General features: G+C 72.8%; 18 protein-coding genes and 1 pseudogene. 4 read left to right on the top strand and 15 right to left on the bottom strand.

Annotation, left to right across the window (positions count from 1 at the left end; translation table 11 throughout):
• Positions 1–12 precede the first annotated feature (12 nt).
• Positions 13–1,206, bottom strand: coding sequence for a fatty acid desaturase family protein (locus NAMU_RS12005; protein ID WP_015747676.1), 1,194 nt, complete (start codon positions 1,204–1,206; stop codon positions 13–15).
• Between the two features lie 69 nt (positions 1,207–1,275).
• A complete protein-coding gene (locus tag NAMU_RS12000; protein WP_015747675.1) occupies positions 1,276–2,379 on the bottom strand; it encodes a ferredoxin reductase in 1,104 nt (367 codons plus the stop codon).
• 83 nt (positions 2,380–2,462) lie between these two features.
• Between NAMU_RS12000 and NAMU_RS11995 the strand changes: the two genes are divergently transcribed.
• A complete protein-coding gene (locus tag NAMU_RS11995) occupies positions 2,463–3,716 on the top strand; it encodes a PucR family transcriptional regulator (RefSeq protein ID WP_015747674.1) in 1,254 nt (417 codons plus the stop codon).
• Here NAMU_RS11995 and sppA read toward each other — a convergent pair.
• The 9 genes from sppA to treS form a co-directional block, all read right to left on the bottom strand.
• Positions 3,702–5,387 (bottom strand): signal peptide peptidase SppA, encoded by a 1,686-nt coding sequence (sppA, locus tag NAMU_RS11990; protein WP_015747673.1) that lies wholly within the window; start codon positions 5,385–5,387, stop codon positions 3,702–3,704. The genes NAMU_RS11995 and sppA overlap by 15 nt on opposite strands.
• A 102-nt stretch (positions 5,388–5,489) precedes the next feature.
• On the bottom strand, positions 5,490–6,671 hold the full coding sequence (locus NAMU_RS11985) for a VWA domain-containing protein (RefSeq protein WP_015747672.1): 1,182 nt from the start codon (positions 6,669–6,671) through the stop codon (positions 5,490–5,492).
• Positions 6,671–8,962 carry a DUF5682 family protein gene (locus tag NAMU_RS11980; protein WP_015747671.1) on the bottom strand — a complete coding sequence of 764 codons (2,292 nt, stop codon included), beginning with the start codon at positions 8,960–8,962 and terminating at the stop codon, positions 6,671–6,673. Before NAMU_RS11980 ends, NAMU_RS11985 begins: the two co-directional genes overlap by 1 nt.
• Positions 8,959–10,047: an ATP-binding protein gene (locus tag NAMU_RS11975; RefSeq protein ID WP_015747670.1), complete on the bottom strand. Its 1,089-nt coding sequence runs from the start codon at positions 10,045–10,047 to the stop codon at positions 8,959–8,961. Before NAMU_RS11975 ends, NAMU_RS11980 begins: the two co-directional genes overlap by 4 nt.
• Positions 10,044–11,543, bottom strand: a complete 1,500-nt coding sequence (locus NAMU_RS31410) for a DUF5691 domain-containing protein (RefSeq protein ID WP_015747669.1) — start codon at positions 11,541–11,543, stop codon at positions 10,044–10,046. Before NAMU_RS31410 ends, NAMU_RS11975 begins: the two co-directional genes overlap by 4 nt.
• Positions 11,540–12,877: an SWIM zinc finger family protein gene (locus tag NAMU_RS11965; protein WP_041368794.1), complete on the bottom strand. Its 1,338-nt coding sequence runs from the start codon at positions 12,875–12,877 to the stop codon at positions 11,540–11,542. The genes NAMU_RS31410 and NAMU_RS11965 overlap by 4 nt, the downstream gene beginning before the upstream one ends.
• Positions 12,878–12,937: 60 nt before the next feature.
• Positions 12,938–13,957: an NAD-dependent epimerase/dehydratase family protein gene (locus NAMU_RS11960; protein ID WP_015747667.1), complete on the bottom strand. Its 1,020-nt coding sequence runs from the start codon at positions 13,955–13,957 to the stop codon at positions 12,938–12,940.
• A complete protein-coding gene (locus NAMU_RS11955; RefSeq protein WP_015747666.1) occupies positions 13,954–15,396 on the bottom strand; it encodes a hypothetical protein in 1,443 nt (480 codons plus the stop codon). The genes NAMU_RS11960 and NAMU_RS11955 overlap by 4 nt, the downstream gene beginning before the upstream one ends.
• Positions 15,397–15,440: 44 nt before the next feature.
• On the bottom strand, positions 15,441–17,717 hold the full coding sequence (gene treS / locus NAMU_RS11950; RefSeq protein ID WP_015747665.1) for a maltose alpha-D-glucosyltransferase: 2,277 nt from the start codon (positions 17,715–17,717) through the stop codon (positions 15,441–15,443).
• Positions 17,718–17,929: 212 nt separating this feature from the next.
• Between treS and NAMU_RS11945 the strand changes: the two genes are divergently transcribed.
• Both NAMU_RS11945 and NAMU_RS11940 read left to right on the top strand, forming a co-directional pair.
• Positions 17,930–18,136 (top strand): hypothetical protein, encoded by a 207-nt coding sequence (locus tag NAMU_RS11945; RefSeq protein ID WP_015747664.1) that lies wholly within the window; start codon positions 17,930–17,932, stop codon positions 18,134–18,136.
• Between the two features lie 160 nt (positions 18,137–18,296).
• On the top strand, positions 18,297–18,728 hold the full coding sequence (locus NAMU_RS11940) for a CBS domain-containing protein (RefSeq protein ID WP_015747663.1): 432 nt from the start codon (positions 18,297–18,299) through the stop codon (positions 18,726–18,728).
• A gap of 4 nt (positions 18,729–18,732) precedes the next feature.
• Here the strand turns inward: NAMU_RS11940 and NAMU_RS11935 are convergent, their stop codons facing one another.
• Positions 18,733–19,362, bottom strand: a complete 630-nt coding sequence (locus NAMU_RS11935; protein ID WP_015747662.1) for a MerR family transcriptional regulator — start codon at positions 19,360–19,362, stop codon at positions 18,733–18,735.
• Positions 19,363–19,436: 74 nt separating this feature from the next.
• Here NAMU_RS11935 and NAMU_RS11930 point away from each other — a divergent pair, with 74 nt between their 5' ends.
• On the top strand, positions 19,437–19,943 hold the full coding sequence (locus NAMU_RS11930; RefSeq protein ID WP_015747661.1) for a DUF4188 domain-containing protein: 507 nt from the start codon (positions 19,437–19,439) through the stop codon (positions 19,941–19,943).
• On the opposite strand, the gene NAMU_RS11925 is transcribed toward NAMU_RS11930, so the two are convergent.
• The 3 genes and pseudogenes from NAMU_RS11925 to NAMU_RS11915 form a co-directional block, all read right to left on the bottom strand.
• On the bottom strand, positions 19,921–20,742 hold the full coding sequence (locus tag NAMU_RS11925) for a class I SAM-dependent methyltransferase (protein WP_015747660.1): 822 nt from the start codon (positions 20,740–20,742) through the stop codon (positions 19,921–19,923). The two genes, NAMU_RS11930 and NAMU_RS11925, sit on opposite strands and share 23 nt — an antisense overlap.
• A gap of 144 nt (positions 20,743–20,886) precedes the next feature.
• Positions 20,887–21,978 (bottom strand): alpha/beta fold hydrolase, encoded by a 1,092-nt coding sequence (locus NAMU_RS11920; RefSeq protein ID WP_015747659.1) that lies wholly within the window; start codon positions 21,976–21,978, stop codon positions 20,887–20,889.
• An 822-nt stretch (positions 21,979–22,800) separates the two neighbouring features.
• Positions 22,801–24,690, bottom strand: a pseudogene (locus NAMU_RS11915) (adenylyl cyclase); the annotation flags it as partial.
• Between the last annotated feature and the right edge of the window lie 512 nt (positions 24,691–25,202).

Raw genomic sequence — 25,202 nt, 5'->3', positions numbered from 1 at the left:
CGGTCCCCGGGCTCAGGCCGGGATCGGCAACGATTCGGTTCGGCCGAACCCGGCCCGGCCGGGCAGAGCCGAGACGGCGGCCACGGCCCGGGCCGGCCGTCGCTTGAGCCGCAGCGCCATGCGGTTGGGCAGGGACAGCCGCAGCACCTTGCCCCAGGCGGATCCGACCTGCTTGGGCAGCGGGCCGGTGACGTAGTGCAGCCCGTAGTCGTCGAAGATCTGGCGCACCTTGGGCGCGATCTCCTGGTAGCGGTTGCTGGGCAGGTCCGGGAACAGGTGGTGCTCGATCTGGTACGACAGGTTGCCCGTCATGATGTGCATGGCCTTGCCGCCGGAGATGTTGGCCGAGCCCAGCATCTGCCGCAGGTACCACTCCGCCTTGGATTCTCCGTCGATCGAGTGCTTCTCGAACGTCTCGACGCCCTCGGGGAAGTGACCGCACAGGATCACCGAGTTGGTCCACAGGTTCCGCACGAGGTTCGCGGTCGCGGTGGCGGCCATCGTGGTCAGGAACGCCGGACCGGTCAGCAGCGGGTGCACCACGTAGTCCTTGAGCGCCTGCTTGCGGATCTTGCCCAGCACCTGCCGGGCCCGGGCCTTGAACTCGGGGTCCGAGCGGCGCTTCTTGGAGCTCAGATTCTTGCCCAGCTCGAGATCGTAGGCAGCGATGCCGAATTCGAAGAAGCAGGCGTTGATGAAGCACCACAGCGGCTGCAGCAGGTAGATCGGGTGCCAGCGCTGGTCCTCGTCCACCCGCATGATCCCGTAGCCCAGGTCGTTGTCCCGGCCGACGACATTGGTGTAGGTGTGGTGCAGTTCGTTGTGGGCGTGCTTCCACTGCTCGGCCGGGGAGGCGTTGTCCCATTCCCAGGTGGTGGAGTGGATCTTCGGATCCCGCATCCAGTCCCACTGGCCGTGCATGACGTTGTGCCCGATCTCCATGTTCTCCAGGATCTTGGCCACCGACAGCCCGGCCGTGCCCAGCAGCCAGGCCGGCGGGAACAGCGAGGCGAACAGCACGATCCGGCTGCCCAGCTCCAACTTGCGCTGGACGTCGATGACCCGCCGGATGTACGCGGCGTCGCGCTCGCCGCGGGTGGCGATGACCTCGGCCCGGATCTGCTCCAACCGGCGGCCGATGTCCTCGACGTCCTGCGCGGTCAGATGGGCGATGGGGTTGACGTCCTTGCGTTGCAAGACGGTCATGGGGCGGTACTCCTTGAGGGCGATATCGGTTGGTGCGGTGAAGGTGTCAGAACGATCGGCAGGGCTCGGTCAATGCGTGATGCGGCAGGGTCCGGCCGCGGCGGAGATGCAGGTCTGCACCAGCACGCCGTCACCGGGGACCGCGCTGGTCACCTCGCCGGTGCGCAGGTCGCGGACCGCGCCTTCCTGCAGCGGCAGCACGCAGGAGAAGCAGATGCCCATCCGGCACCCGGACGGCATCAGCATCCCGGCCGACTCGGCGGCGTCCAGGATGGACGTCGCGCCGGCACACTCCAGGGTGCGGCCCAGGCCGGTGAACTCGACGGTGCCGCCCTGCCCGGGGGCGGCCAGGGCAGTGCGGAACCGCTCGGTGTGCAGGGGCGCGCCGGTGCCCAGATCGGCCCAGTAGGCCTCGATCTCGTCCAGCAGTCCGGCAGGCCCACAGGCCCAGGCAGCTCGTTCAGTCAGATCCGGCACCAGGGCGCGCAGTTCGTCCATGCCCAGCCGGCCGGCCCGTTCGGTGTGCTTCTCGACCAGCCGGATGTGCCCGTCCGCGGCCAGGGTGCGCAGCTCGTCGCCGAAGATGACGTCGCTGTCCCGGGTTTCGGAATGCACGAGCACGACGTCGCGCAGCCGGTCCCGCCCGGACCGGAGCATGCCGATCACCGGGGTGATGCCACTGCCGCCGGTGATGAACAGCACCTTGGCCGGCGCCGGATCGGGCAGCACGAATTCGCCGCACGCCTGGTCGATGTGCACCACGTCGCCGACGGCCAGCCGCTGGGCCAGGTGGGCGCTGACCAGGCCGCCGGGCACGGCCCGCGCGGTGATGGAGATCGTGCCGTCGGCGGTGACCGGCGGGCTGGTGATCGAGTAGGACCGCCAGCGGCGGATGCCGTCCACGTCCAGGCCGACCCGGACGTACTGGCCGGGCACGTGTGGGCGCCAGGCCGCCCCGGGGCGCAGCACGACGGTGACGGCCGAGCCGGATTCGGGGCGCACCGCGGCCACCCGGGCGCGCAGGTCGGCCCCCCGCCGCAGCGGATGGAACATGTCCAGGTAGTCCTCGGGTCGGCGCGGCGAGGCCATCGCCTCGGCGATGCCCCACAGCCGGCTGCGCAGCCGGCCCACTCCCCCGGGTCTGCCGTTCCCGCCCCCGGTCACTGTGGTCATGGGTCTACTGTGCCTGTCAGGGACGGCTAATTTCATGAGTCCGTGAAGTGAAAAAAGACCTTTGCATTGTTCGGAGCGAACAAGTGACGACCAGCAGCACGCCTCCCGGGGCGCTCAGCGCGACCATCGCGACCGCCGAGCTGGATCTGGGCCTGCCGACCCTGTCCCTGCTGCGCTCCCGGTTGCCGGAGGTCGCCGAGCAGACCGTGCAGTCCATCATCGTGCAGGTCCCGGCCTACACCGACGCGCTGTCCGGACCGATCGGGGTGAACATCCGCTCGGCCGTGGAGCTGGCCCTGGGCGGCTTCCTCAAGTGGGCGGGTCGCTCGGCCGCCCGGTCCACCGAGAGCCCGCTGGCCCCGGCCCTGGAGGGCGCCTACGCCCTGGGCCGGGGGGAGGCCCGGGCCGGCCGGTCGATGGAGGCGCTGCTGGCCGCCTACCGGATCGGCGCGCGGGAGTCCTGGCGCCAGTTCTCTCGCACCGCGGTGGAGACCGGGGTGCAGGCGGCGACCATGGCCCGCTTCGCCGAACTCGTCTTCGCCTACATCGACGAGCTCTCGGCGGCCAGCGCGGCCGGACACTCCGACGAGCTGGCCACCACCGGGCGGGTCCGCGAGCGGTACCTGAACCTGCTGGTCCGCGCGGTACTGGCGGGCGAGCCCGCCGGCCGGCTGACCGAGCACGCCGAACGCGCCGGCTGGCGGCCGCCGGCCACCCTGGCCGCCGTCCTGCTGCCCACCGGGCACGCGCCGCGCGCGGTGACCAGCCTGGACGACCGGACGCTGCGCCTGGACGAGCTGCCGGGGGTGCCGCCGGACGAGCAGTCCGACCTGACCGTGTTGCTGGTGCCGGACGCCGACGGACCCGGCCGGGCCGCGATCGTGGGCGTGCTGCGCGGCCTGGGCGCCTGCCTCGGCCCGGCCAAACCCTGGGCCTTGGCTCAGCTCTCGTACCAACGGGTGCTGCGGGCCCGGCGGCTGGGGCTGACCCCGGCCGGCGGGCTGGTGGACACCGAGGAGCAGCTCACCGCGCTGGTGGTGACCGCCGATCCGGACGCGCTGGCCGACCTGCGCAGCCGGGTGCTGGCCCCGCTGGCCGACCAGCGGCCGGCATCGATCGACCGGCTGGTGGAGACCCTGCGGGCCTGGCTGCTGTATCAGGGTCGGCGCGATGAGATCGCCCAGGCGCTGCACGTCCATCCGCAGACGGTCCGCTACCGGGTCGGGCAGCTGCGCGAACTGTTCGGGGACCGGCTCACCGATCCGGACCAGGTGGCGGCGTTGACGGTCGCGCTGGTCCACCCGTCGCCGGACGTACCCGCTTCAGCACAGCCGTAGCGGCGGCATCCGCAGCGTGGCCGCCGCGGGCAGTCCGAGCAGCGCGCCCAATTCGGCACCCAGATCGGCGGTTCGGTCGGGGATCCCGGGGAGCCCGGAACCGGTCGACGCGCGCGGGTCGGCCGAGTTGCGGGGCCGGCCGAACCGGGCGAGCGGGCCGAGCCGGATGGCCGGTCGCACCGGCGCGTCCGGCGCCAGCCCACCCCGCGCCCGGGCCAGCCGCACCGCGTCCCGCAGACCGCCGAGCTCGTCGACCAGGCCGGCCGCAACCGCGTCCCGGCCGGTCCACACCCGGCCCCGGGCGACCGCCTCGATCTGGCCGGTGGACCGGCCGCGGCCCTGGGCCACCTTGCCCACGAAGTCGTCGTAGATCGCATCCAGACCGGCGGCCAGGTTGGTCTTCTCGTCCTCGTCGAAGGGTCGCCGGGAGGAGAACATCCGCGCGTGCGCCCCGCGCTGGACCGACCCGGCGGACAGCCCGAGCCGGGTCATCAGTTCCTGCACCACGACCTTGCCGCCGAACACCCCGATGGACCCGGTCAGGGTGGCCGGCAGGGCGACGATCCGGTCGGCCGGGCAGGCCACGTAGTACCCGCCGGAGGCCGCGACGGCGCCCATGGCGACGATGACCGGCTTGGCCCGCTGGAGCAGGCAGACCTCTCGCCAGATGGTCTCGGAGGCCACCGCGGAGCCGCCTGGGGAATCCACCCGCAGGACGACGGCCCGGGCCCGCTCGTCCGCGGCGGCCGCCCGCAGCGCGGCGCCGACCGTGTCACTGCCCGCCGTCCGGCCCATCAGTCCCCGTCGGGAGCGTCCGGAATCGATGGTGCCCTGGATGGTCACCAGGGCGACATGACCACGGCGACCCGGCCGGCCCAGGGTCCCGCCGACGATCCGCAGGGGCCGCCGCCGGGGCCGCCAGCGGTCGGCGAAGAGCAGTTCGGGCTCGTCACCGACCCGCACCCGCATCGCCGCCAGCGCCTCGTCGCGGTAGCCGAGCCGGTCGACCAGGCCGGCGTCCCGGGCGGCCGGGGCCAGCGTCGGCCCGCCGTCGACGAGCGTGCGGACCTGCGCGGGATCCAGCCGGCGACCCTGGGCGATGGCCTCGACGGCGTCGTCGAACACCGAGCCCACGACCCGGTCCAGCGCCTCCCGGTGGGCCCGGGTGTACTCGGTCCGCATGATCGTGTCGGCCGCGTTCTTGTACTCGTGCCGCTGGTCCAGTTGGGGCTGCAGGCCCAGCTTGTCCAGCGATCCGCGCAGGAAGGTGGTCTCCAGCGCCACTCCCAGCAGGCCGACCTCACCGCCGGGTTGCAGCCACAGCTCATCGAACGCGGTGGCCAGCACGTAGCCGGCCATCGCACCGGGCTGCTCGGCGAAGGTCTGCGCCCAGGCCAGCGTCGGTTTGCCGCCGGCGGCGAAAGCCCGCACCCCGGCGCGCAGTTCCTGCATGACCGACCAGGGCAGCGGCCCGCCGACCCGGGCGACCAGGCCGACGACCCGGGGGTCGTCGGCCGCCTCGTGCAGCGCGCGCAGGGTGGCCCGCAGATCGCGGCGCCCCCGCTGCCGCAGCCGGGCCAGCGGCTCGGCCGGATCGAGCTCGACGGGGGCGGTGGACAGGTCCAGTTCGAGCAGGATCCGCCGCCGATGCGGGACCGTGATGCGTGCCATCAGCCCAACCTACGGGCCGGCCGCCGGGGCGGTCCCGGCCGTGGCGGCGGTCGCGGCCATCCTGCCCCCACCCGTGCGGCCACGGCTGCGATCCTGGTCCGGTCAGCCCGATTCCGCCCGGTACCGGTGGGCCCACGCGGCGACGTCACCGCGCTGGATGGCGCAGGCCAGCAGGTCGGGAAAGGCATCCGGAGTGCAGGCGAAGGCGGGCACGCCGATCGCCTCCAGCGCGGCCGCGTGCTCCCGGTCGTAGGACGGGGCGCCGGAGTCGGACAGGGCCAGCAGGGCGATGACCTGCACCCCGGCCAGCTTCATCGCGTTCATCCGCCGGACCAGCTCACCGGCGATCCCACCCTCGTACAGGTCGGAAATGAGCACGAAGATGGTGTCGGCCGGCGTGCTGATCAGGTCCTGGCAGTAGGCCACCGCGGCGTTGATGTCGGTACCGCCACCCAGTTGGGTGCCGAACAGCACCTCGACCGGGTCGTGCAGTTGATCGGTCAGGTCGACCACGGCCGTGTCGAAGACCACCAGCGAGGTTCGCAGCGCCCGCAGGGAGGCCATCACCGCCCCGAAGATCGAGGCGTAGACGACCGACTCGGCCATCGACCCGGATTGGTCGATGGCCACCACGACACTGCGCTGCACCATGTTCTGCCGCCGCCCGTAGCCGACCAGCCGCTCCGGCACGACGGTCCGCTGCTCCGGCAGCCAGTGTTTGAGATTCGCGGAAATGGTTCGGGGCCAGTCGATGTCGCTGGCCCGGCGCGGTCGCTGGGTGCGGGCCGACCGGTTCAACGCGCCCTGCACCGCGGCGGTGGTGCGGTCGGCGATCCGGTCCTCGATCTGCCGGACGACCCGCGCGACCACCGTGCGGGCGGTGGCCCGGGACCGCTCCGGCAGCAGCCGGCTCATCCCGATCAGCGTGGCCACCAGGTTCACGTCCGGCTCGACCGCGTCCAGCAGTTCCGGTTCCAGCAGCAGCTGGTGCAGCCGGAGCCGGTCCACCGCGTCCCGTTGCATCACCTGGACCACGGTGGACGGGAAGTAGGAGCGGATGTCGCCCAGCCACCCGACCACCCGGGGCGCCGAGGAGCCCAGGCCGGCCGACCGCTTCGCGCCGGGCTCCGGCGGCCCCTGGTCGTCGTAGACCGCGGCCAAGGCGCCGTCGATCCGGCGGTCGTCGGCCGACAGGCTCACCGTGGACCCGGGGTCGGTGGCGGGATCGTCGCCGACCAGCAGCCGCCAGCGGCGCAGCCGCTCCCCCTCCTCGATGCCGGTCATCAGCTCGTCCCCAGCAGCCGTCGAGCCGTCGCCAGCACCGGCCCGGCCCGGCTCAGGTCGACGCCCGGGCCGTGGGTGGGGGCGCCGCCGGACCCGGACAGGCTGCGAGCGGCGAGCAGCAGGTTGCCTCGTTCGGCCGGCGCGAAGGTGCCGAAGCCGCGCCGCAGCAACGGCAGGACCTGCAGGAACTCCTCGTCGGTCAGGCTGCGCACCCAACGGTCCAGCACGGCCAGCAGGGCGTCGTCGTGGATCAGCAGCAAGGCTCCGCCGGCGGTGAAACCCTCGGCCCATTCCGCCTTCTCGGCCGCGGTCGGGCCGCCCGACAGGGCCGCGTGCAGCCGGTCGGCGGCCTCGGGGCGGGGCATCAGGCCGGCGTCCATGAGCAGCCGGACGATGCGGCCGGCCAGCAGCGCCGGCAGGTCGTGCCGTTCGCCGGCCTGGGCCAAGGCGCGGTACCAGCCGTCCCGGGCCGGTCCCTCGGGCAACAGCGGCACCACCTCGTGGGTGCGTTCCAGTGGCTGGCGGATCTCCCGGGCCGCATCCGGGCCGAGCCCGCCCAGCGCCGCCGGCAGGCCCGCGCTGATCCGGATGAGCACGGCCTGGGCGACCGTGGCCACCGCGGCGGTGTCCGAGCCGCGGACGGTGCCGTACCGCTGGGCGCGGACCAGCGCCGGCAGCGCCTCGAGCAGCGCGCTGACGTCTGCCGTCCCGGCCGCCAGCCGATCCAGCCGGTCCAGCAGGTCGGTCATCGCGGCCGGCAGATCGGCGGTGATGCAGTCGGCGATGGCCGCGGTACACGCGGCCAGGGTGGTGGCCCGGTCGACCAGCCGGCGAGCGGCGGCCGCCGGGATGGTGGTGCCCCAGACGGATGCCTCGATCAACCGGACCGCCAGCTCCGGCCGCCAGGCCAGGGTCCAGGCCTCCTTGAAGGTGCCGGTGCCGGCGACCTCCGCGGGGTCGGCCCAGTCGACGCCCAGGATGCCCAGCCGCCACCACAGGTGGGATTTGCGGAGGTCGGTGGCCGCGCGCAGGTCGAGGGTGACCTCCCGCGCGACGGCGTCGAACTTGAGCCGCAGCGCTCGCGCGGTCGCTCGCAGGTCCGCATCCAGCGGCACCGTCGGCGCCGCGTCGGGGACCCGGCCCAGCTCCTCGCCGACCACCGCGTCCCGCAGGACGAAATCCACGGCCAGCTCGCTGCCCTCGCACAGCACCGCGCGGGTGGCGTCGATGACTTCGCTCAGGCCGGGCTCCGGGCGGTCCCGCAGGTGGGCCAGGGTCCGGGCCAGCCGGACGGCCTCGATGACGTGCGCGGTCGAGGTGGGCAGGTCGCGGCGGCGCAACACGCCGGCGGTCAGCGTCATCCAGCGTTCCAGCGGGTGTTCGGCGGTGACGAACAGGTGCCGGTACCAGCCGGGTGAGTCGATGCCGGCGCCGTACCCGGACGCGGCGACCAGCCGGGAGTGGGTCCAGGGCACCCAGGTGAGAGTGACCTTCGCGGTCGGCCGCCCCCGCAGCAGGGCCGCGTCGGCGGTGGCGGTCGGGGCCTTGCCGGGCAGCGTGCCGGCCAGCGCCGGCGCGTGCCAGGCGCCGCAGACCACCGCCACCCGCTGCGGCCCGGTCTTGAGCTGGGCGCGAAGCACCTTGCGCATGTGCGCCTCTCGGCGCAAAGTCACCTCGTCGGTCTCGGGCCGGTCCGCCCGCACCGCGGTCATCGCTTCGGTGACCGCCTCGAACGGGCCGTCCGCGCCGGCGACGGTCCGGCGACTTTCGATCACGTCCTCCCACCACCGTTCCGGGTCGTCGTACCCCGCGGCCCGGGCCAGTAGCGCGATGGGGTCGGTGCGCACGGTCGGCGCCGCGCCGGTCGGCTCGTCGGCCGTCGGGACGCTCTCCTCATCAGGACCGGCTGTCCCGTCGTCCCGATCGCCGGTGCCGGCGGATTCGGCGGCCGGATCGGGCCGGTCCCGGGCCAGCAGCATCGCCGCGGGCAGATCCATGAAGGCGACCGGCACGCCCCGGCGCGCCGCCCAGCTCATCGCCTGCCACTCCGGGGAGAACACGGCCAGCGGCCAGAACGCGGACGCGGCCGGATCGTCCTGCCGGTAGGCCAGCAACGCCACCGGCGGCACCAGGTCGGGGTCGGCGGCGAAGCCGACCAGCGCGTCGGCCTCCGGCGGACCTTCGATCAGCACCCGGTCCGGCTGCCACTGCGTCAACGTGGCCAGCACGGCCCGGGCCGAACCCGGCCCGTGGTGCCGGATGCCGAGCACCCGCACCACCGGATCGCTCATCCGGCAACCTCGCGGCAGGCCCGGTAGAAGTCGTGCCATTCGGTGCGCTGCCGCACGACGGTCTCCAGGTATTCGGTCCAGGCGATGCGGTCGGCGACCGGGTCCTTGACCACCGCGCCCTGGATGCCGCCGGCGACATCGGCGGCCCGCAGCACCCCGTCGCCGAAATGGGCGGCCAGGGCCAGGCCGCCGGTGACCACCGAGATCGCCTCGGCCGTGGACAGGCTGCCGCTGGGCACCTTGAGCGAGGTCCGCCCGTCCTCGGTCAGCCCGGACCGCAGCTCCCGGAAAACCGTGACCACCCGCCGGATCTCGGCCACCGCGTCGGTGGCCGATGGCAGGTCCAGGGTGCGACCGAGATCGGCCACCCGGGTGGCGACGATGCCCACCTCCTCGTCCACCCCGGCCGGCAACGGCAAGACGACGGTGTTGAACCGGCGGCGCAGGGCCGAGGAGAGCTCGTTGACGCCGCGATCTCGATCGTTGGCGGTGGCGATGACGTTGAACCCGGGGCGGGCCTGCACCTCGATGCCCAGTTCGGGGATCGGCAGCGTCTTCTCGCTCAGCACGGTGATCAGCGCGTCCTGGACGTCGGAGGGCAGCCGGGTCAGCTCCTCGATCCGGGCGAGCGCCCCGGTGCGCATGGCCGTCATCACCGGCGACGGCACCAGGGCCGCCTCGGACGGTCCTTGGGCCAGCAGCCGGGCGTAGTTCCAGCCGTAGCGGATGGCCTCCTCCGCGGTGCCGGCGGTGCCCTGGATGAGCAGGGTCGAATCGCCGCTGATGGCGGCGGCCAGATGCTCGGACACCCACGATTTGGCCGTGCCGGGCACGCCGAGCAGCAGCAGGGCCCGGTCGGTGGCCACGGTGGCCACCGCGACCTCGATCAACCGCCGGGACCCGACGTACTTGGGGGTGATCACGGTGTCTCCGGCGGTGCCGCCGAGCAGGTAGGTGACCACGGCCCACGGCGAGAGCCGCCAGTTCGTCGGGCGCGGCCGGTCGTCGGCGGCGGCCAGGGCCGTCAACTCCGCGGCGAACTGCTGCTCGGCGTGCGGGCGCAGCACGGCGGGGGCCTCGGTCACTGGTGTCCTCCTGGGGGGCAAAGGGTCTCGTGCAGCACGGCGCGCAGGGTGAGCAGGTTCGCGGCCCGCCCGGCCCGGGTGACCAGGGCGGAGGCCTGGTCACCGGTGGCCTGGCCGGCCAGCGTGCGAGCCAGCTCGGCCAGCGCCCGGCAGTCGGGCCGGGCGGCCGCGGCGGCCCAACGGTCCCACAGGGCCCGCGGGGCGGGGCCGGCGCCGACCCCGCCGGCGGCCAACCAGGCGGCCAGGCGGCGGGCGAAGGGCAGCGGCCAGGGCGCCGGCACGGCGCCCAGGACCGTGGCCACCTGGTCGGCGCGGGCCCGGCGGTCGGCCAGCAACCGGTCCAGCAGGTCGGTCGCATCGGCCGGGGTCAGCACCGACCACATCGGCGGGTCGACGGTCGGCGGGGCCTTCGCGGTCGCCGCGGCCAGCCGCCGGTACACCAGCACCCGGGCCAGATCCGGATGCCGGAAGGTCAGGGCGGCCTCCCGGAACCCCGGCGTCAGCGGCTGCAGTTCCGGCGCGTCGTCGGCGATCAGCGCCAGCAGGTCACCGCCGAAAACGGCCGGCCAGTCGGCCGGATCGATCCGGCCCAGCACCGCCGTCCAGGGCTCGCCCTCGGGAACCGGCCACGGCGCGAACTCGGCCGCGACCGGAACGGTGACGGTGACCGTGGGGCGCAGGAACCTCCGGCCGATCTGCAGGTGCCGGGCGGCCAGCCGGCGCATGTCCCGGCGCAGCGGCGAATCCGGCAATCGGGTCAGCAGTTCGATCGCCCGGGCCACCACCACCCGGCTGCGGTCGCCCGCCGCGGCCAGCAGGAAGTCCTGGTCGGCGGGCGAGAGCCGGTCGGCCAGCACGGCCAGCAGGTCGGCCCGGGCGGCGGCGCCGTCCCGGTCGAAATCGGCGGCCAGCACCTCGCGGGCGGCGGCCGGGTCCTGCCGGCGCAGGGCCTGCAGCCAGCCGGCGCGTTCGGCCACCGTGCCCTCCTGCCAGGGCGTCCGGTCGGCCGGGTCGGGGTCGGCCGGGGGTGCCCAGCGCGGATTCTTGATCATCAACAGCCGGCCGAGCTGACCGCCGACCGCCCGGGTGGCCGCCACCACCGCGGGTCGGGGGTCCTCCAGCAGCCCGGGCAGCAGCACCGGCGGCAGCCGCAGTCCGGCCCGGTCGATCAACGACAGGGCCTCCAGCAGGATCTCCGGCTGGTCGTGCACGCGGCTGAGCACCTGCCGGACGACATCGGGCACCACGGGTCGTGGGTCCGCGGGCGGCTCGGCCGACGGATCGGGGGTGACCGCGGTCGCCGGCCGCGGCGGGGCGGCCGGCTCGGTGCGGCGGGCCAGGGCGGTCAACGCGGCCGCGTCCAGCAGGGCCATGGCCGCGTCGGTGATCGGCGCCGCCGGCCGCAACTCGGGCGCGAGCGCCTCGAAATCGACGGCCCGATGGGCGGTTCCGACGGTGGCCGCGACGACCAGGGTGGAATGGTCCGGCCCGGTCACAGCACCACCAGCTGACCGTCCAGCACGACCGAGGCCGGGCGGAACCCGGCCGCGCTCCATTCCCCCACCACGTCCAGCGGCCCACGGGCCGTTGCCTCGGCGGTCAGCGCGTACAGCCGCCACAGGTCCAGCTCGGTCCCGTGCACCCGCACCGATGCGCCGGCCGGGTCGGTGCAGCTCCATCCACGGCCGTCGTGATCGATCCGGCCGCGCAGGACCACCGGGATCTGGTGCTGCCACGGATCGGCGGCCAGGGCGGCGGCCCAGGCGTCGGCGGCGGTCGCCACCGTGTCGGTGGCCGGTCGCCAGCCGGTGAGCGCGACCGGCTCGGCGTGGCCGGTCCCGACGGCGGCCCGCAGCCCGGCCCGCCCGGGGTAGAAGTGCAGATCGGCGTCCAGGACGGTGGCCGGCACCAGCGAGGAGTCCAGGGCGGCGCCGCCGGCGGCGAAGAACAGCACCTGGGCCCAGCGTCCGGATACCCGGCCGTGCAACCACACCCGACGCGTGGACACGGTCTCGGTGTCCAGGTCGCGAAAGCCGACGACGACCCAGTGATCGCGAACAGCGGGCCCGGCGAGCACGTCGGCCCGGGGCACCGTGAAGCCGACGTGGTCGCGGACGGTGGCCACCAGGTCGGCGGGCAGACCGGCCCGCTGCCGGTAGCCGCGGGCCAGCAGGTGCAGCAGGGCCAGCTCGTCCAGCAGCCGGCCGGGCCAGCCGGCCCCGGAGGCGATCACCGCGGGCAGCCGGCGCAGCCGGGCGGCCACGCCGGGCGCCTGCGCATCGACCATCCGGGCCGCGGTCGGTTCGGCCCAGCCGTAGGGGTCCTGGGCGGCGCGGGCCAGCCCGCCGGCCACCTGATCGGCCAGCCAGCGGTCCAGTTCGGCCAGCCCGTCCTCGACCCGTTGGTCGCGCTGCGCCGCCCGGGCCGCCGCGGCCGCCTGCTGCGCCGGGGTCTGCTCCCTGACGGCCGCCGGCGCCGGCGGGGCCGGCCCGCCGGCCGCCGGCCGCCCGCGATCGGCGAAGTCTTGGGCGTAGCCGGCGATCTCGCCCGATGCGTCGACGCGGTCCTCGGCCCACAGGAACAGCAGGGCCAGCGCGTGCTTGCACGGGAACTTCCGGGACGGGCAGCTGCACTGGTACCGGCGGGTGCCGGTGTCCACGGTGACCCGGTACGGGGTCTTCCCGGAGCCCTGGCACTCCCCCCACAGCAGCCCGTCCGACCCGCCGATCGAACTCCACGGGCCGGGCCGGGCCAGCTTGCGCCCGGCCACCTGGGACGCCGAGTCGGGGGCGGCGGCCATCACCGTCTCGACGCTCCACCGGCTCCCCACGCCATCAGCCTAGGTGGCCTGATGAGCGCTCGATGCTCGCGCCACGGGTGCCCGGACGGCTCAGCTGCGGCCCAGGAATTCGCGGATCACCGAGTCCACGTCCTCGTTGGCCCGAAGCCCCAGCGCGGCCGCCCGCCGGGTCCGGAACCGGGCCGGCCACCGCCCGACGATGGCCACGATCGCCGGGTCCGGCGTCCAACTGATCAGCTTGCTGGTGCCCGGCCCGACCACCCGGTCCAGCCCGGCGGCCAGCTGCGCCGGGGTGGTCGACAGCCCGGGCAGGGTCATCGCCGTGGTGCTGCCCCACCGGTCGTCGGAGACGGCCGCCGCGGTCACGATGCCCTCGATGCTGCGCCCGGGTGAGGACAGTGCGACCGGCAGGTCCGGCGGCACCGGGCAGGTGGTGGCCTGGCCGTGCACCGGCTCGCGGATCAGCCCGGACAGGAAGCCGGAGGCCGCGGCGTTCGGCCGGCCCGGGCGCACCGCGACGGTCATCAGCCGGACGCTGCGCCCCCGCAGGTAGCCGCGACGGGTGTAATCGGCCACCAGCTGCTCGCCGATGAATTTCTGGAACCCGTAGCTCGACTGCGGCCGGGGCAACGTGTCGTCCTCAATCACGGTGTCGATCGGGGTGTCGATCGGGGTGTCGATCGGGGTGTCGATCGGGGTGTCGATCGGGGTGTCGAGTGCCGGATCCTGGCCGAACACGGCCAGCGAGCTGGTGAAGACCAGGATCGGTGGCACCGGGTGCGCCCGCGCCCAGTCCAGGACCGCCCGGGTGCCGTCCAGGTTGGTCCGCAGCCCCAGGTCGAAGTCCACCTCGGCGGCGCCGCTGACCACCCCGGCCAGATGGAAGATCGCGTCGACCGGGCGCAGCTCACCGATGGCGTCCAGACCGGCGGCGACCACGCGGACCCGGGGATCACCGGCCAGGTCGGCCGCCGGGGGCAGCGGATCGAGCAGGATCAGCTCGTCCACCGGCCCGGCGGGACCGCCGCCGAATGCGGGCGGATCGGCCAGCAGCCGGCGGGCCAGCAGGGTGCCCAGGAACCCGGCCCCGCCGGTGATCAGCACCCTCATCGGCGGGAGGCCGCGTAGCCGAGCACGGCGGCCAGCCCGAGCATGCTGCGTGGCTCGTACGCGCAGCGCCACAGCCCGCCGTGCACGGCGGCGTGCGCCTCGTCCTGCCACGGGTGCTCGTGCCGGCTCGGCGGCCCGGCCAGGTCCCGCACCAGCAGGGCGGCCATCAGCGTGTTCGCGGTGTCCGGTTCGAAGATCTCCACCCCGAACCGGCGGGCGCCGGCGTAGGCGGCGGCCAGGGCCCGGTTCTTGATCACGGACTGGGTGCGGGTGGACGGGGCCACGTGGAAGGAGACCAGCCGCCCGTCCGCCCGCGCGCTGGCCGCCCGCCAGCGCTGGATCCGTTTGGCCAGCACGTAGTTCGGGCCCTGCGCGGGCACCAGCGCGTCGGCGATGCCGGGGTCGGCGTCCGGCGGGTAGGCCCGGTGCATGAGCCGCCCGCGGGTGACCCAGCGCAGCGGGCGGCCGAGCACCTTGGCGGTGCCGGACCGGCCGGTGTAGGCCCGGGTGGACTGCTCGACCGCGGCGCGCGGCACCACGAACACGTCGGTCGGGGTGGCCAGGAACGCCAGCGCGGTGTCCGGCCGATCGCCGGCCACCCGGGTACCGAGCAGATCGGCGGCGACCGAGAGCCGGACGTGGGTGCCACCGTCGGCGTAGAGGTAGTTGCCCAGGACCAGCCGGCCGTCCAGACCACCGAGCCAGTCGGCGATCTCGGGGACCTCAGTGAGCAGATCGGCCCCGGCCGCGGCGGCCAGGTCGGTCGGCTCGGCCGAATCGGCCGGCACCAGCAAGGTGCCGGCTCCGGCCCGGGCCAGCCGGATCAGCCGTTCCCACACGGCCGGTCGGGGCAGGTCGACCGCGGCCACCCGGGCACCCCAGCCGAGCAGCGGCCCGACCGGGCCCATCTCGGCCCCCGCGCCCAGGACGACCACGGTGTGCCCGGCCAGGGCCAGCCACTCGGGATGATCGATGACCTCGCCGACGGCGACGGCGGCCGAGGGCTCCAGCACGCCCTGGTCCACCCAGCCGGCCAGATGATCGCGCAGCTGCTGACCGCGCAGCGACCGGCCGTGGTAGGGCAACGCCAGCTCGGTGCTGGGCTCGGCCGACCCGGCCACCTCGACCGTGGCCAACTGGCGCCCGACGGGCGCGGTCAGGACGTCGGCCAGTGGCGCGTCGTCGGCCGACAGGTGCTGGTGCACCGACTGCAGTCCGGCGTCGGCGATCGCCAGCCACGCCGCCGGGCTGTCCACGCCGGCCTCCACCAGCCGCCGGAAGTGCTGCAGGTAGCGGCTGCGCCACGCGGTCTCGTTCGCCACCGCCCGGGCGCCCACCGGGTCGGCGGCCCGCAGCGCGTCGGCCACGATCCCGCGGCCGGCGGTGGTCGTGCTGCGGGTGCCGTCGGCGGCGGCGGCGAAGGAGATCCCAATGGTCATCGGGACATCTTGGCCCACCCGGCCGCCGCCGGCGCGCGCCGCAACTACCCGCTGACGGGCGCGGACTCGCTCGGGGCCGCGGCCGGCTCGACCACCAGGGCCCGGCCCTGGTACGCGGCCAGCGGGACGGACAGGTGCCGGTCGGCGTCGACCACGGCCCGGTAGCTCTCGTCCAGGCCGTCGACCACGGCGCAGCCCGGTTCCAGGTGGTCGGAGGCGATCTCGGCCACCAGATCGGTGCCGGAGAAGTTCAAGACGGTCAACTGGATCAGGCCGCTGGCCGTCCAGTTGACCATCGCCAACACCTCCGGATCGGCGGCCTCGATGACCTCCAGCAGGGCCCCGGTGGCGATGCCCAGCTGCTTGCGCACCGCCAGGACCCGGCCCAGCTGCCGGGCGAAGGACGCCGGGTCGGCGAGCTGGTCGGGCAGGCTGCCATAGAGGCTGCGGGCCTTGGGCATGCCCGAGGTGGACGCCGTGGCCGCGGGGTTGGCCCCCATCAGATCGTGCGCGCCGCGGTGGATCCAGCGGGTGTCACCCTCCCGGATCAGGCTCTGCACCTGCGCCGGGTCGAGCGTGACGTTGCCGGCCAGGTCCCAGCCGGAGAGGGCGAAGACCCCGGGCTGCAGCGCGTTGAACATGGCCAGCAGCAGGTGGCCGCGCCGGATCTGCTCGACCTGCTCGTCGGTGGCCGCGGCCGGGTCGGCCAGACCCTGGGTGGCGGCGATGATCGACGCGGTGGTGCAGGCGATGCCGTTCTGGGTGAACACCAGGTTGTAGGACGCCGCCGGTTCGGTGATCTTGTCCCGCAGCGTCTGCCGGATGTGCTCGGCCAGATCGGAGCCCAGGAACTCGCGACCGCCCAGGGTGTAGGTCTCGTCCTTGTGCTTGGTGGCGAAATGAACCAGCTCGTAGGTCATCTCGTCGTGATTCTGCAGGGCGTGGACCAGCGAGGCCTGATCGATGCCGATCTTCATGGCCTCCCGCAGGGTCAGCCGCAGGAATCCGGTGTCGCCGGTGACGAAGGCGTGGTGGTACGCCGGCCGGGTGACGAAGTCGTAGGACAGGTCGGGGCCGTCCTTGGAGGTGGCCTTGATGTCGTCCATCGTCAGGTTCAGTTCCTGGAAGGTGAACCCGCCGACCTTGCGGACCATGCTGCCGATGAGCTGGTTCGCCGCCTGCGAGAGCGGGTGCCCCTCGGACCAGGCCGGCTGCTCCTCGGCGCTCTTCTCCACGCCCAGGAAGCCGTTGGCGTCCAGGCGGAGTCCGGCCGAGCCCAGGTCGACCAGCGAGTGCATGGCATCGCCCAGCACGAGCCGCATGCCCGAGCAGGTCGGGTCCAGCCAGTTGATCGACGGTTGGCCGGACTTGAAATAGTGCAGGTACACCCACCGCCGGAACTTGCCGGTGGTGTCCCGGACGGCCCGGGTCGCGCTCCAGTTGGTCTCCTTGACCCCCGGCTCGTAGAAGATCACCCGCTGCATCTGGCCGATGATGTACCCGGTTTCCTGCAACGCCTTCTCGGTGGCCTGGTCGATGTTGACCGAGTCCTGACCGGGCGGCACGTCGGGCAGCAGATGCCAGTCCTCCTCGGGGATGTCGACCATGTGGTAGATCCCCGGGTAGTCCTTGTGGTTCATCTCGGCCAGCCGGAAGTCGGCCCCCTTGCCGGTGTGGCCGGGCACGATGTCGTCGATGATCACCCCGTCATGGGCCAGGGCCTCGGCGCACATCACCCGGAAATCCTTCTCGGTCCCGAACAACGGGTCCAGGGCCATGCTGATCCGGTCGAAATGGCCGTCCACGCTGGCGGTGTAGTCCCACCCGCTGATGCCGCCGGCCCGCTTGACCGGACCGATGTGCACGGCCTCGACGCCGATCTGCTCGAACGCCGTCCACAGTCCCTCCTCGCCGAGGGCGGCCAGGTAGGACTGGCCGGGCGCCGAGATCAGCGACAGCGGGTAGGCGGTGAACCAGACCGAGGCCCGGTCGACGGCCGACCGTGGGTTCGGGTACGCGTACGGGTTGAGCCACATGCCCGCCTGGCCGGACAGCTGGCGGGCCACGTTGTTCGCGTCGCCCAGCATCGACATGTTCTCGAGCCACTCGACGTAGGCGTGGTTGCGCGCGTCGGCCGCGAACGGCGGCGGCGCCTCGCTCAGGTGATTCAGCCGCGCCCGCGGGCCCAGCGCCCGCGGTCGGGCCGGATAGAAATGTTCATCGAAGGAGATCTCGGTGGCGGTGGGCGACTCGTCCGATTCGGTGGAGTCCTGGATCTGGGGGTCCGCGAGTGCGGCGGCATCCTGTCCCGAATCGGTCACGGACGTCCCTCCTGCCTGTGTGCCGGGGTCCGACCCGAGCGGCCGGTGGCAATCACCGACAGTAGAGCAGCGCCCGGTGCGCCCCGCGTCTGGAACCCGGTGTGGGGACACCGCCCGCCGAGGGTTTTCGCATTGTTCATCCCATCCGGGTATTCCGATCCCGTTCGGGGTGGGTAGGGTGCCGCTGGAAGACCAACCCTCAAGGAGGACGGATGGCATTTCCGGCGCTCACCACGGTGCGAGCGGCTCGCGACATTCGCTATGGCGTCACGACTGCAGTCCCCCTCGGAGCCCCCGGAAGGATCGTCAACCGGCAGGCCGGTTGGGGAACGACCACCTACACCGTCGAGTTCAATCCCGACCCCGGATCCACCGTGACCCTGGTCGGCCTCAAGGACAGCGATCTGCAGTCCGCCTGACCCCGACCGTTGCCGCCCGGCCGGGACAGGCCACCGGGACAGGACCGCCGAGACAGGACCAATGGCCCTCGCCACCTCTGGCCGCCCGCGCCAAAACTGGTTCTGACCGGCACCGTCGACATGTGGTGCCGGCCAGGAGCAACCAGGTCAGGAGCGGACGATGACCAGTCCACGCACCGCGCAACCCACCGATCCGGTCACCCGGATCATGACCACGTCGGTGGCCACCATCGACGCCGGCGCCAGTTGGGCGCAGGCGTTGGCCGAGCTGGTGGGCAACCAGATCGGTGCCGTCGTGCTGATCGACGACAACGAGCGCATCGGGCTGGTCTCCGAACGCGACCTGATCTATGCCCTCGCGCAGGGCGAGGTCGACCTCCAGACCCGGCAGGTCGAGGAGATCGCCACCTTCGACCTGATCTGGGCGCCGGCCGACACCTCGATCGCGCAGGCCGGGTCGATGATGGTGGACGCCGAGATCCGGCACCTGCCGGTGGGTGACGGGCATGAGGTCCTGGGGATGATCTCGGCCCGGGACGTGCTCGAGGTCCTGGTGGCCGCCCAGCGCGCGTCGCTGGCCGGCGCGCGCTGACCGCTCAGTCACCGTCCGGCAGGTCCGGGCCGGCGAACCGTTCGGTCGAGACGTGCTGTTCGGCCAACCGGCGCAGGGCCAGGATCAGCGGTTCGTTGAGCACGGTGCCCAGCACGACGTACCGCACGGCCTCCGCGGGTGACTCGGTGGGCAGGTGCGCGAGCTCCATGGTGGCGACCTGCAGCATCGCCTGCGCGTAGCCGTCCAGGGCCTCGGGCGGCATGGTGAAGCCGGCGGCGTCGATCGCCTCCAACGCGTCCAGCAGCGCCGCCTGGCTGTCCCGGTCCTTGGCCGCGGCCGCCCACCCCCAGCGCTGCAGGATCGCGGTCACCCGGGACAGGTCCCGGTCCGGGTCGGCCGGTGCCACCAGGGCGCAGTGGGCCACCCCGAGCAGCTCGTTGCTGGGCTCGTCCGCGTGGTCGATGGCCTCGAGCACCGGCCGCACCTTGGCCACCGACAGCCCGCCCGGTCCCAGCAGCGCCCGGATCAGGCGCAGCCGGTCGACGTGCGTCCGGTCGTACCGGGCCTGCGTCGCCGAGGTGAGAACTCCCTCGTGCAGCAGCTTCTCGCGCAGGTAGTACTTGATCGTCGCCGTCGGGACCCCGCTGGCCCGGGACAACTCGGAGATGCGCACAGGGCGTCCTTGACATTGGATAGTGTCACTCCCCATTATTGGAGAGCGTCACTATCCTATCGAAAGGCACTCCCATGGCCCACCCGGACACCCGGCGGATGACCCACCGACACGACGGCCCGCTGGTCGTCTTCCACATCGGCATGACGATCAACCGCTGGCATCGACCCGATCTGTGGTGGCCGACCTTTGCGGCCATGCCGGGCATGCTGGCCGAGCTGGCCAAGGATCCGGACTCCGGCCTGCTGGGGTACCGGATGCTGATCGGCCGGCGTGGGCCGACGCTGATCCAGTACTGGGAATCGACCGAGAAGCTGTACGCCTACGCCGGTGACCCCACCGCGCAGCACCGGCCGGCGTGGGCCGCCTACAACCGGCGCGCCCGCCGGGCCAACGGGGCGGTCGGCGTCTTCCACGAGACCTACATGGTCGATCGGGCCGAATCGATCTATGTCGACACCCCGACGATGGGGCTGGCGGCCGCGACCCGGAGCGTGCCGGTGGGTCCCCGGTCGGACCAGGCGCGGCAGCGCCTGGCCGCCGGGACCACGGCCACGCTCAGCCGGCCCGACGGGCCGTGACGAGCAGGTACTCCCACTCCATGCGGCCGGTGTCGGCCCCGGCCGACCGGGCCAGTTCGGCCAGGGCCCGGTCCAGCTCCGCGGTCCGGGCGGGATCGTCGGCGACCGTGCGGTAGGCGGCGATGGTCGGGCCGTAGTACTGCTTGAAGTAGTCCCGGAACTGCTCGGCATCGGCGAACCGGTCCACGGTGAGCCGTCGTCGTTCGGCGGTCAGCTCGCTGACCAGATCGCCGAACAGCACGCGGACGTGGGTCTCGGTCCCCCACAGCGGGCCGGGCTGCGCGCCGGGCGGCGGCGCCGGAACGAATCCGCGCATGACGCCGAACATCTGCCCGATGAAGCCCTCCGGGGTCCAGTTGATCAGGGCGATGGTGCCGCCCGGGCGGGTCACCCGCAGCAGCTCGTCGGCGACCGGCTGGTGGAAGGGCGCGAACATCACCCCGACGCAGGAGGTGACGACGTCGAACTCGCTGTCGCCGAACGGCAGGAACTCGGCGTCGGCCTCCACCCAGGTCAGCTCCAGCGACCGCTCGGCCGCCCGCCGCTCCCCAATGTCCAGCAGCTCGGGCGTCAGGTCGCTGGCGGTGACCGCAGCCCCGGTCTCGGCCGCCGGGATGCTCGCGTTGCCCGACCCCGCGGCGACGTCCAGCACCCGCTGCCCGGGTCCGATGCCGGCCGCCGCTACGAGCACCGGCCCCAGCCCACCGACGACCTCGGTGGCCACGGCGTCGTAGTTGCCGAACGCCCACATCGCCCGGTGCTTGCGCTTGACCGCGCTCTGCGCAGGTGCCTGCGTCATGTCGAATCTCCCTGTCCCGCAACATGTCCGCCGATGTCTTCGGCGTTGGGAACAACGGTAGGACGGCCCGAGCCCGGCCGGCATCGGTGCACCCGCTCAAAGCCGCGGGGTCCGGTCGGCACCGGGCTGGGTGCCGGCGCGTAGTCAGCCGGACAGCAATCGGGCGACCGCGGCCGTGCGGGCCGACTTTCCCTGCACCTCCAGCTTCGCGTAGATGTTCTGCAGGTGCCGTTCGACGGTGCGCACGCTCAGCGTGAGGCGGCGGGCGATCTCGTCGTTGTCCCGGCCCTGCGCCGCCAGGCCCAACACCTGCAGTTCGCGACCGGAGAGCACCTGGGCCAGCGGCACTCTCGCCGGGGCCGGGGCGGACTCGCGGTCGTCGGCGAGGAAATCGCGCACCGCGGTGACGAACTGTGGCCAGGCCGGTTCGTCGGCCAGCAGGATGTGGTTGCCGCTGTCCAGCGGCACCAGCCGGGCGCCGGGGATGCCGGTCGACAGATGGCGCGCGTGCGCGAAGCTGTTCATCCGGTCCCGCAACGAATGCAGGACCAGGGTGGGTGCCGTCAGCTGCGGCATCAGGGCACTGGCGTCGGCCCCCTTGCGTTGTTGCCGGGCGAGCACAGCGGTGCGCGGGGACACCGACACCCGGAGCAGCTCGTCCAGCCAGCCGAGCTGCTCCTCGGTCGCGTCCGGGATCATCTGCGTGCTGAACACTCGCCGGAAGGTGCTCTCCGGCCGGCCCCAGCCCGCCTTGATGATGTGCTCGAACGCGTCCTCCAGCTCGATGTCGTCGTCGGTCATGCCGTGCAGCGGGTCGGCGTAGCTGTCGTAGAACACCAGCCGGGTGACCCGGCCCGGGTACCGGTGCGCGTACGTGATCGCCACCGGACCCCCTTGCGCCATCGCCATCAGCGCGAACGTGGGAAAGCCGGCGTCGTCGGCGACGGCCGCCAGATCTCCGAGCCGAGCCTCAAGCGAGAAGTCGGTGACGTCCCAATCGGACAGGCCGTGGCCCCGCTCGTCGAACCGGATCACGGTCGCAAACTCGCCGAGGTCGGACAGGAAGTGCCGCCAGACCGGGCTCTCCCAATCGTGCTGCAGATGGGAGAGCCAGCAGGTGGAGATCAGCAACGGGGGGCCGGTGCCATGCACCGCATAGGCGATGCGCACACCGTCGGCGGCCCGGCAGAACCTGATCTGCTGATGCGGGTTGCCCGCCCGGAACGAAGCGGGCACCCCTCGATGGTAGCCCGATTCGTCCGGGTGGATCCCGCCGGCCGCGGCTCGGGCTCAGGGGATCCGGAGGGTCACCTGCGGGGTGGTCTGTCCGGCGCCCCGGACCGAATAGACGTAGGGCGTCCGGGGCAACAACCCGATGTCGGTGAAGCTGGTGCCCTTCACCGTCGCGATCCGCTCCCCCGCCTCGCCGCGCAGCACCTCGTAGGTGGCGTTCGGGTCACCGTCCCAGCCCAGGGTGATGGTGCTGGAGGTGGTGCCGATCGACCGCAGGTTCCGTGGTGCGGCCCCGGTCGGCGCCGTGGTCGCGGTGGTCGGCGCCGTCGTCGGGCTGGTCGTCGGCGGGGTGGTCGGTGGGGTGGTGACCGGCGTGCTGCCGGGGATCACGGTGATCTGCCGGGTCACCCCACCGGGTCCCCGCACCGAGTAGACGTAGGGCACGCTGCGGGCCAGACCACGGTCGGTGAAGGTGTTTCCGGTGCTCGTCGCGATGCGGACGCCGGCCTCCCCGCGCAGGATCTCGTAGGTCGCCGACGGGTCACCGTCCCAGGTCAGGGTGGCGCTGTCGTCGGTCGTGGTGATCCGCAGGTTGGTCGGCCCGGTGCCGGACGGGCCGGTCGGCGTCGTCGGGGTGGTCGGGGTGGTGGTGACCGGCGGGGTGGTCGGGGTGGTCGGCGTCGTGGTGACCGGAGTCGTGGTGACCGGGGTGGTCGGCGTCGTGGTGACCGGGGTGGTGGTCGGGGTGGTGGTGGTCGGGGGCACGTCGCCGGTGGGGTACTCGATCAGCATGGCCGGCTCGGTCTCCGGGTACGGGGTGGCCTCGCCGGTGTCGTTGACGATGTGATCGATGGTCCCGGCCAGCAGCTGGACGGTCAGCAGGTGGTGCAGCTTGACCCCGCTGCGGATCGGCACCTCGAAGGCGTGGCTCAGGTGGATCGTCGGGTCGACGTTGGTGTAGATGTACGCGCCGCCGCCCCACAGTTCGTGGGTGGTCACCGAGTCGGCGACCTTGTAGGCGGCGTAGCCCAGGGCGTCGGAGCGCCAGGCCTGCTGGTTGGGCGGGTCGTAGGGCAGCTCGTTCTGGAAGAACACTACGGTGCCGTGCTGGCCGTTCCAGATGACGTTGTACTCGCGCCAGTGCTCGACGAAAAGGCCGGTGCCGGTGACGTTGTCGCCGTTGACGACGAGGCCGACATCGCCCGGGCTGACGTCCCAGCCGACGCTGCCGGGCTGGCCGTGATCACCGCGCCACAGCCAGGTGTGGTCGATCAGCACGTCGTCACTGTTGACGACCAGGCCCTTGACGGTCTTGCCCACGTGCGGCCCGCCGACCCGCATGAACACGTCGGACAGGGTGGTCGGGTCGCCGGTCGAGCACGCCGCGCAGGTGCCGTTCTCGGTGCCGACGGTCATCAGGGCGGGCGAGCTGACGGTGCCGGCGTCGATCATCACGCCGGCCACCACGACGCCGGCCACATCGCCCACGGTCAGCGGCACGGAGCCGTTGACTGCGGTCAGGGTGGCCATGCCCAGGCCGAGCACGACGGTGTCGGCACGGGTCACCTTGATGCTGGTGGCGACGTCGTAGACACCCGGGGTCAGCAGCAGGTGCTGGCCGGCGGCCAGCGCGGAGTTGATGCTGGCCACCGAATCGGTCGGCCGGGCGACGAAGAACTGCGAGAGCGGGATGGAGCGGCCCGGGGTGTTGCCGTTGGCCCAGCTCACGCCGGCGGAGTTCGCCCGGGCCGAGGGCACGAAGACCTGGTAGGCGCCGGCGGAATCGACGTACAGGTAGGGCTTCTCCCGGCTCAGCGGGGTGGTGGGCAGGTTGGTGTAGCTGCCCAGGCGGTTGTCGGCCTGCTTGACCCCGAAGTTGGTCGCCGGGGCGCCGGTGACGCCGGAGAAGACCTGGTTCCACACGCCGTTGGACCAGCCGCCGACGGTGGAGTTGCGCACGTAGTACTGCTGCTGCGAGCCGTTGACGACCTGGGCCGGGATCTTGGAGTCGGCGATGTACCCACCGCTGGCCCACTGCGGCTGGTCGGTGCAGTAGTCCATCAGGGACAGCGGGCCGTTGATGTTGACCCGGCGCATCGGCGAGGACTGGGAGGCGGCCCAGAACATCGCGGTGCGGCGGCAGTCGGTGGTGCCCCCGGCCACGTTCACCGTGAGGTTGGACAGCGACCGCCAGAAGTTGTTCAGGGCAACGCAATACGGCTGACGGGGGGCGTAGTCGGTCAGGCACCGGTTGTAGACGTCGATCCGTCCGTTGATGACCACGTCGGTCGGGTTCTGGCCCAGCCCGGCGACCTCGGTGTAGTACCCCACCTGGATGCTCAGCGGATTGCCCGGGGTGCCGTAGGTGCCGGGCTTGAACAGCAGGGCGTACCGGTTGGTGCCCATCTCGTCGTTGACCTGCTGGGCGGTGATCGCGTCGACCTGTTGCTGGATCTGCGCAATCGGCATGCTCGGATCGAAAACCTTGACGTTGGCGCCCAGATCGGCCGGGGCCGCGGCGGCAGCGCCGGCGGCCGCGGCACTTTCGACCGGTTGAGCGGCGGCGGTGCCGGCGCAGGCGACGGCCAGCACGGTCAACGCAGCGACGGTCAGCGCGGCCCAGCGGGCCGGTCGCCCGGTTCGCCGTTGGCCTGGGCGACTCGGTCGAACGGACCGATTCGGCTGCGGACTCGATTGCGAACGGTCGACCGACATGTGGCGACGCCTTTCCCCTTCGTTGGGTGCATCGCGCTCCCCGTCGGCGATGACACCGTGTGGGAGCGCTTCCAGCGTTCCGAACCCTAGCCGCGGCCGTGGCGTAGCGCATCCGCAGCGTCACCCTCTGTTGATCATGGGCCGAACGGCCCCGATCCGGCTGCGCCGCACAGTGATCGCCGTCAGCTCGGATGCGGCCGATCCGGGGCGGGCTCACCCGAAAACCCCAGGGATTTCCCTGGCCCGATTACCCAGGGCAAGACCCAGGGTTGCGAACGAGCGGGACTGGCCTAACTTCGGGTGAAACGTGATCGGTGGCACATGATTTCCCGATTGAACCGGCCGGAGCGAACGCGTCGATTCCCCAATCGGGTGAACCGCGGCCGACGCGTGCGAGTGGTCACAGTATGGGTTAGCTGAGTTGGCTAATTCTCAGCTAATGTTGCTAACAAGATCGACTTGCCTCGGCGGTCGGTCCGCAATCGGTCCAGTTCATTGGGTCACGGCGCGGT

Origin of the sequence: Nakamurella multipartita DSM 44233 (genome assembly GCF_000024365.1) — a bacterium.
In the GTDB taxonomy this organism is placed as follows: domain Bacteria; phylum Actinomycetota; class Actinomycetes; order Mycobacteriales; family Nakamurellaceae; genus Nakamurella; species Nakamurella multipartita.
The sequence above is the reverse complement of the archived record's forward strand: the minus strand, read 5'-3'. Positions and strand labels throughout refer to the sequence as shown.

Coding starts and splice junctions, on each gene's coding strand:
- NAMU_RS11960 (WP_015747667.1), bottom strand. CDS start 13,957: ATGAGGGTGCTGATCACCGGCGGGGCCGGGTTCCTGGGCACCCTGCTG.
- NAMU_RS11930 (WP_015747661.1), top strand. CDS start 19,437: ATGGCCCACCCGGACACCCGGCGGATGACCCACCGACACGACGGCCCG.
- NAMU_RS11925 (WP_015747660.1), bottom strand. CDS start 20,742: ATGACGCAGGCACCTGCGCAGAGCGCGGTCAAGCGCAAGCACCGGGCG.
- NAMU_RS11985 (WP_015747672.1), bottom strand. CDS start 6,671: ATGACCGGCATCGAGGAGGGGGAGCGGCTGCGCCGCTGGCGGCTGCTG.
- NAMU_RS12005 (WP_015747676.1), bottom strand. CDS start 1,206: ATGACCGTCTTGCAACGCAAGGACGTCAACCCCATCGCCCATCTGACC.
- NAMU_RS11980 (WP_015747671.1), bottom strand. CDS start 8,962: ATGAGCGATCCGGTGGTGCGGGTGCTCGGCATCCGGCACCACGGGCCG.
- NAMU_RS11955 (WP_015747666.1), bottom strand. CDS start 15,396: ATGACCATTGGGATCTCCTTCGCCGCCGCCGCCGACGGCACCCGCAGC.
- NAMU_RS11945 (WP_015747664.1), top strand. CDS start 17,930: ATGGCATTTCCGGCGCTCACCACGGTGCGAGCGGCTCGCGACATTCGC.
- NAMU_RS12000 (WP_015747675.1), bottom strand. CDS start 2,379: ATGACCACAGTGACCGGGGGCGGGAACGGCAGACCCGGGGGAGTGGGC.
- sppA (WP_015747673.1), bottom strand. CDS start 5,387: ATGGCACGCATCACGGTCCCGCATCGGCGGCGGATCCTGCTCGAACTG.
- NAMU_RS11940 (WP_015747663.1), top strand. CDS start 18,297: ATGACCAGTCCACGCACCGCGCAACCCACCGATCCGGTCACCCGGATC.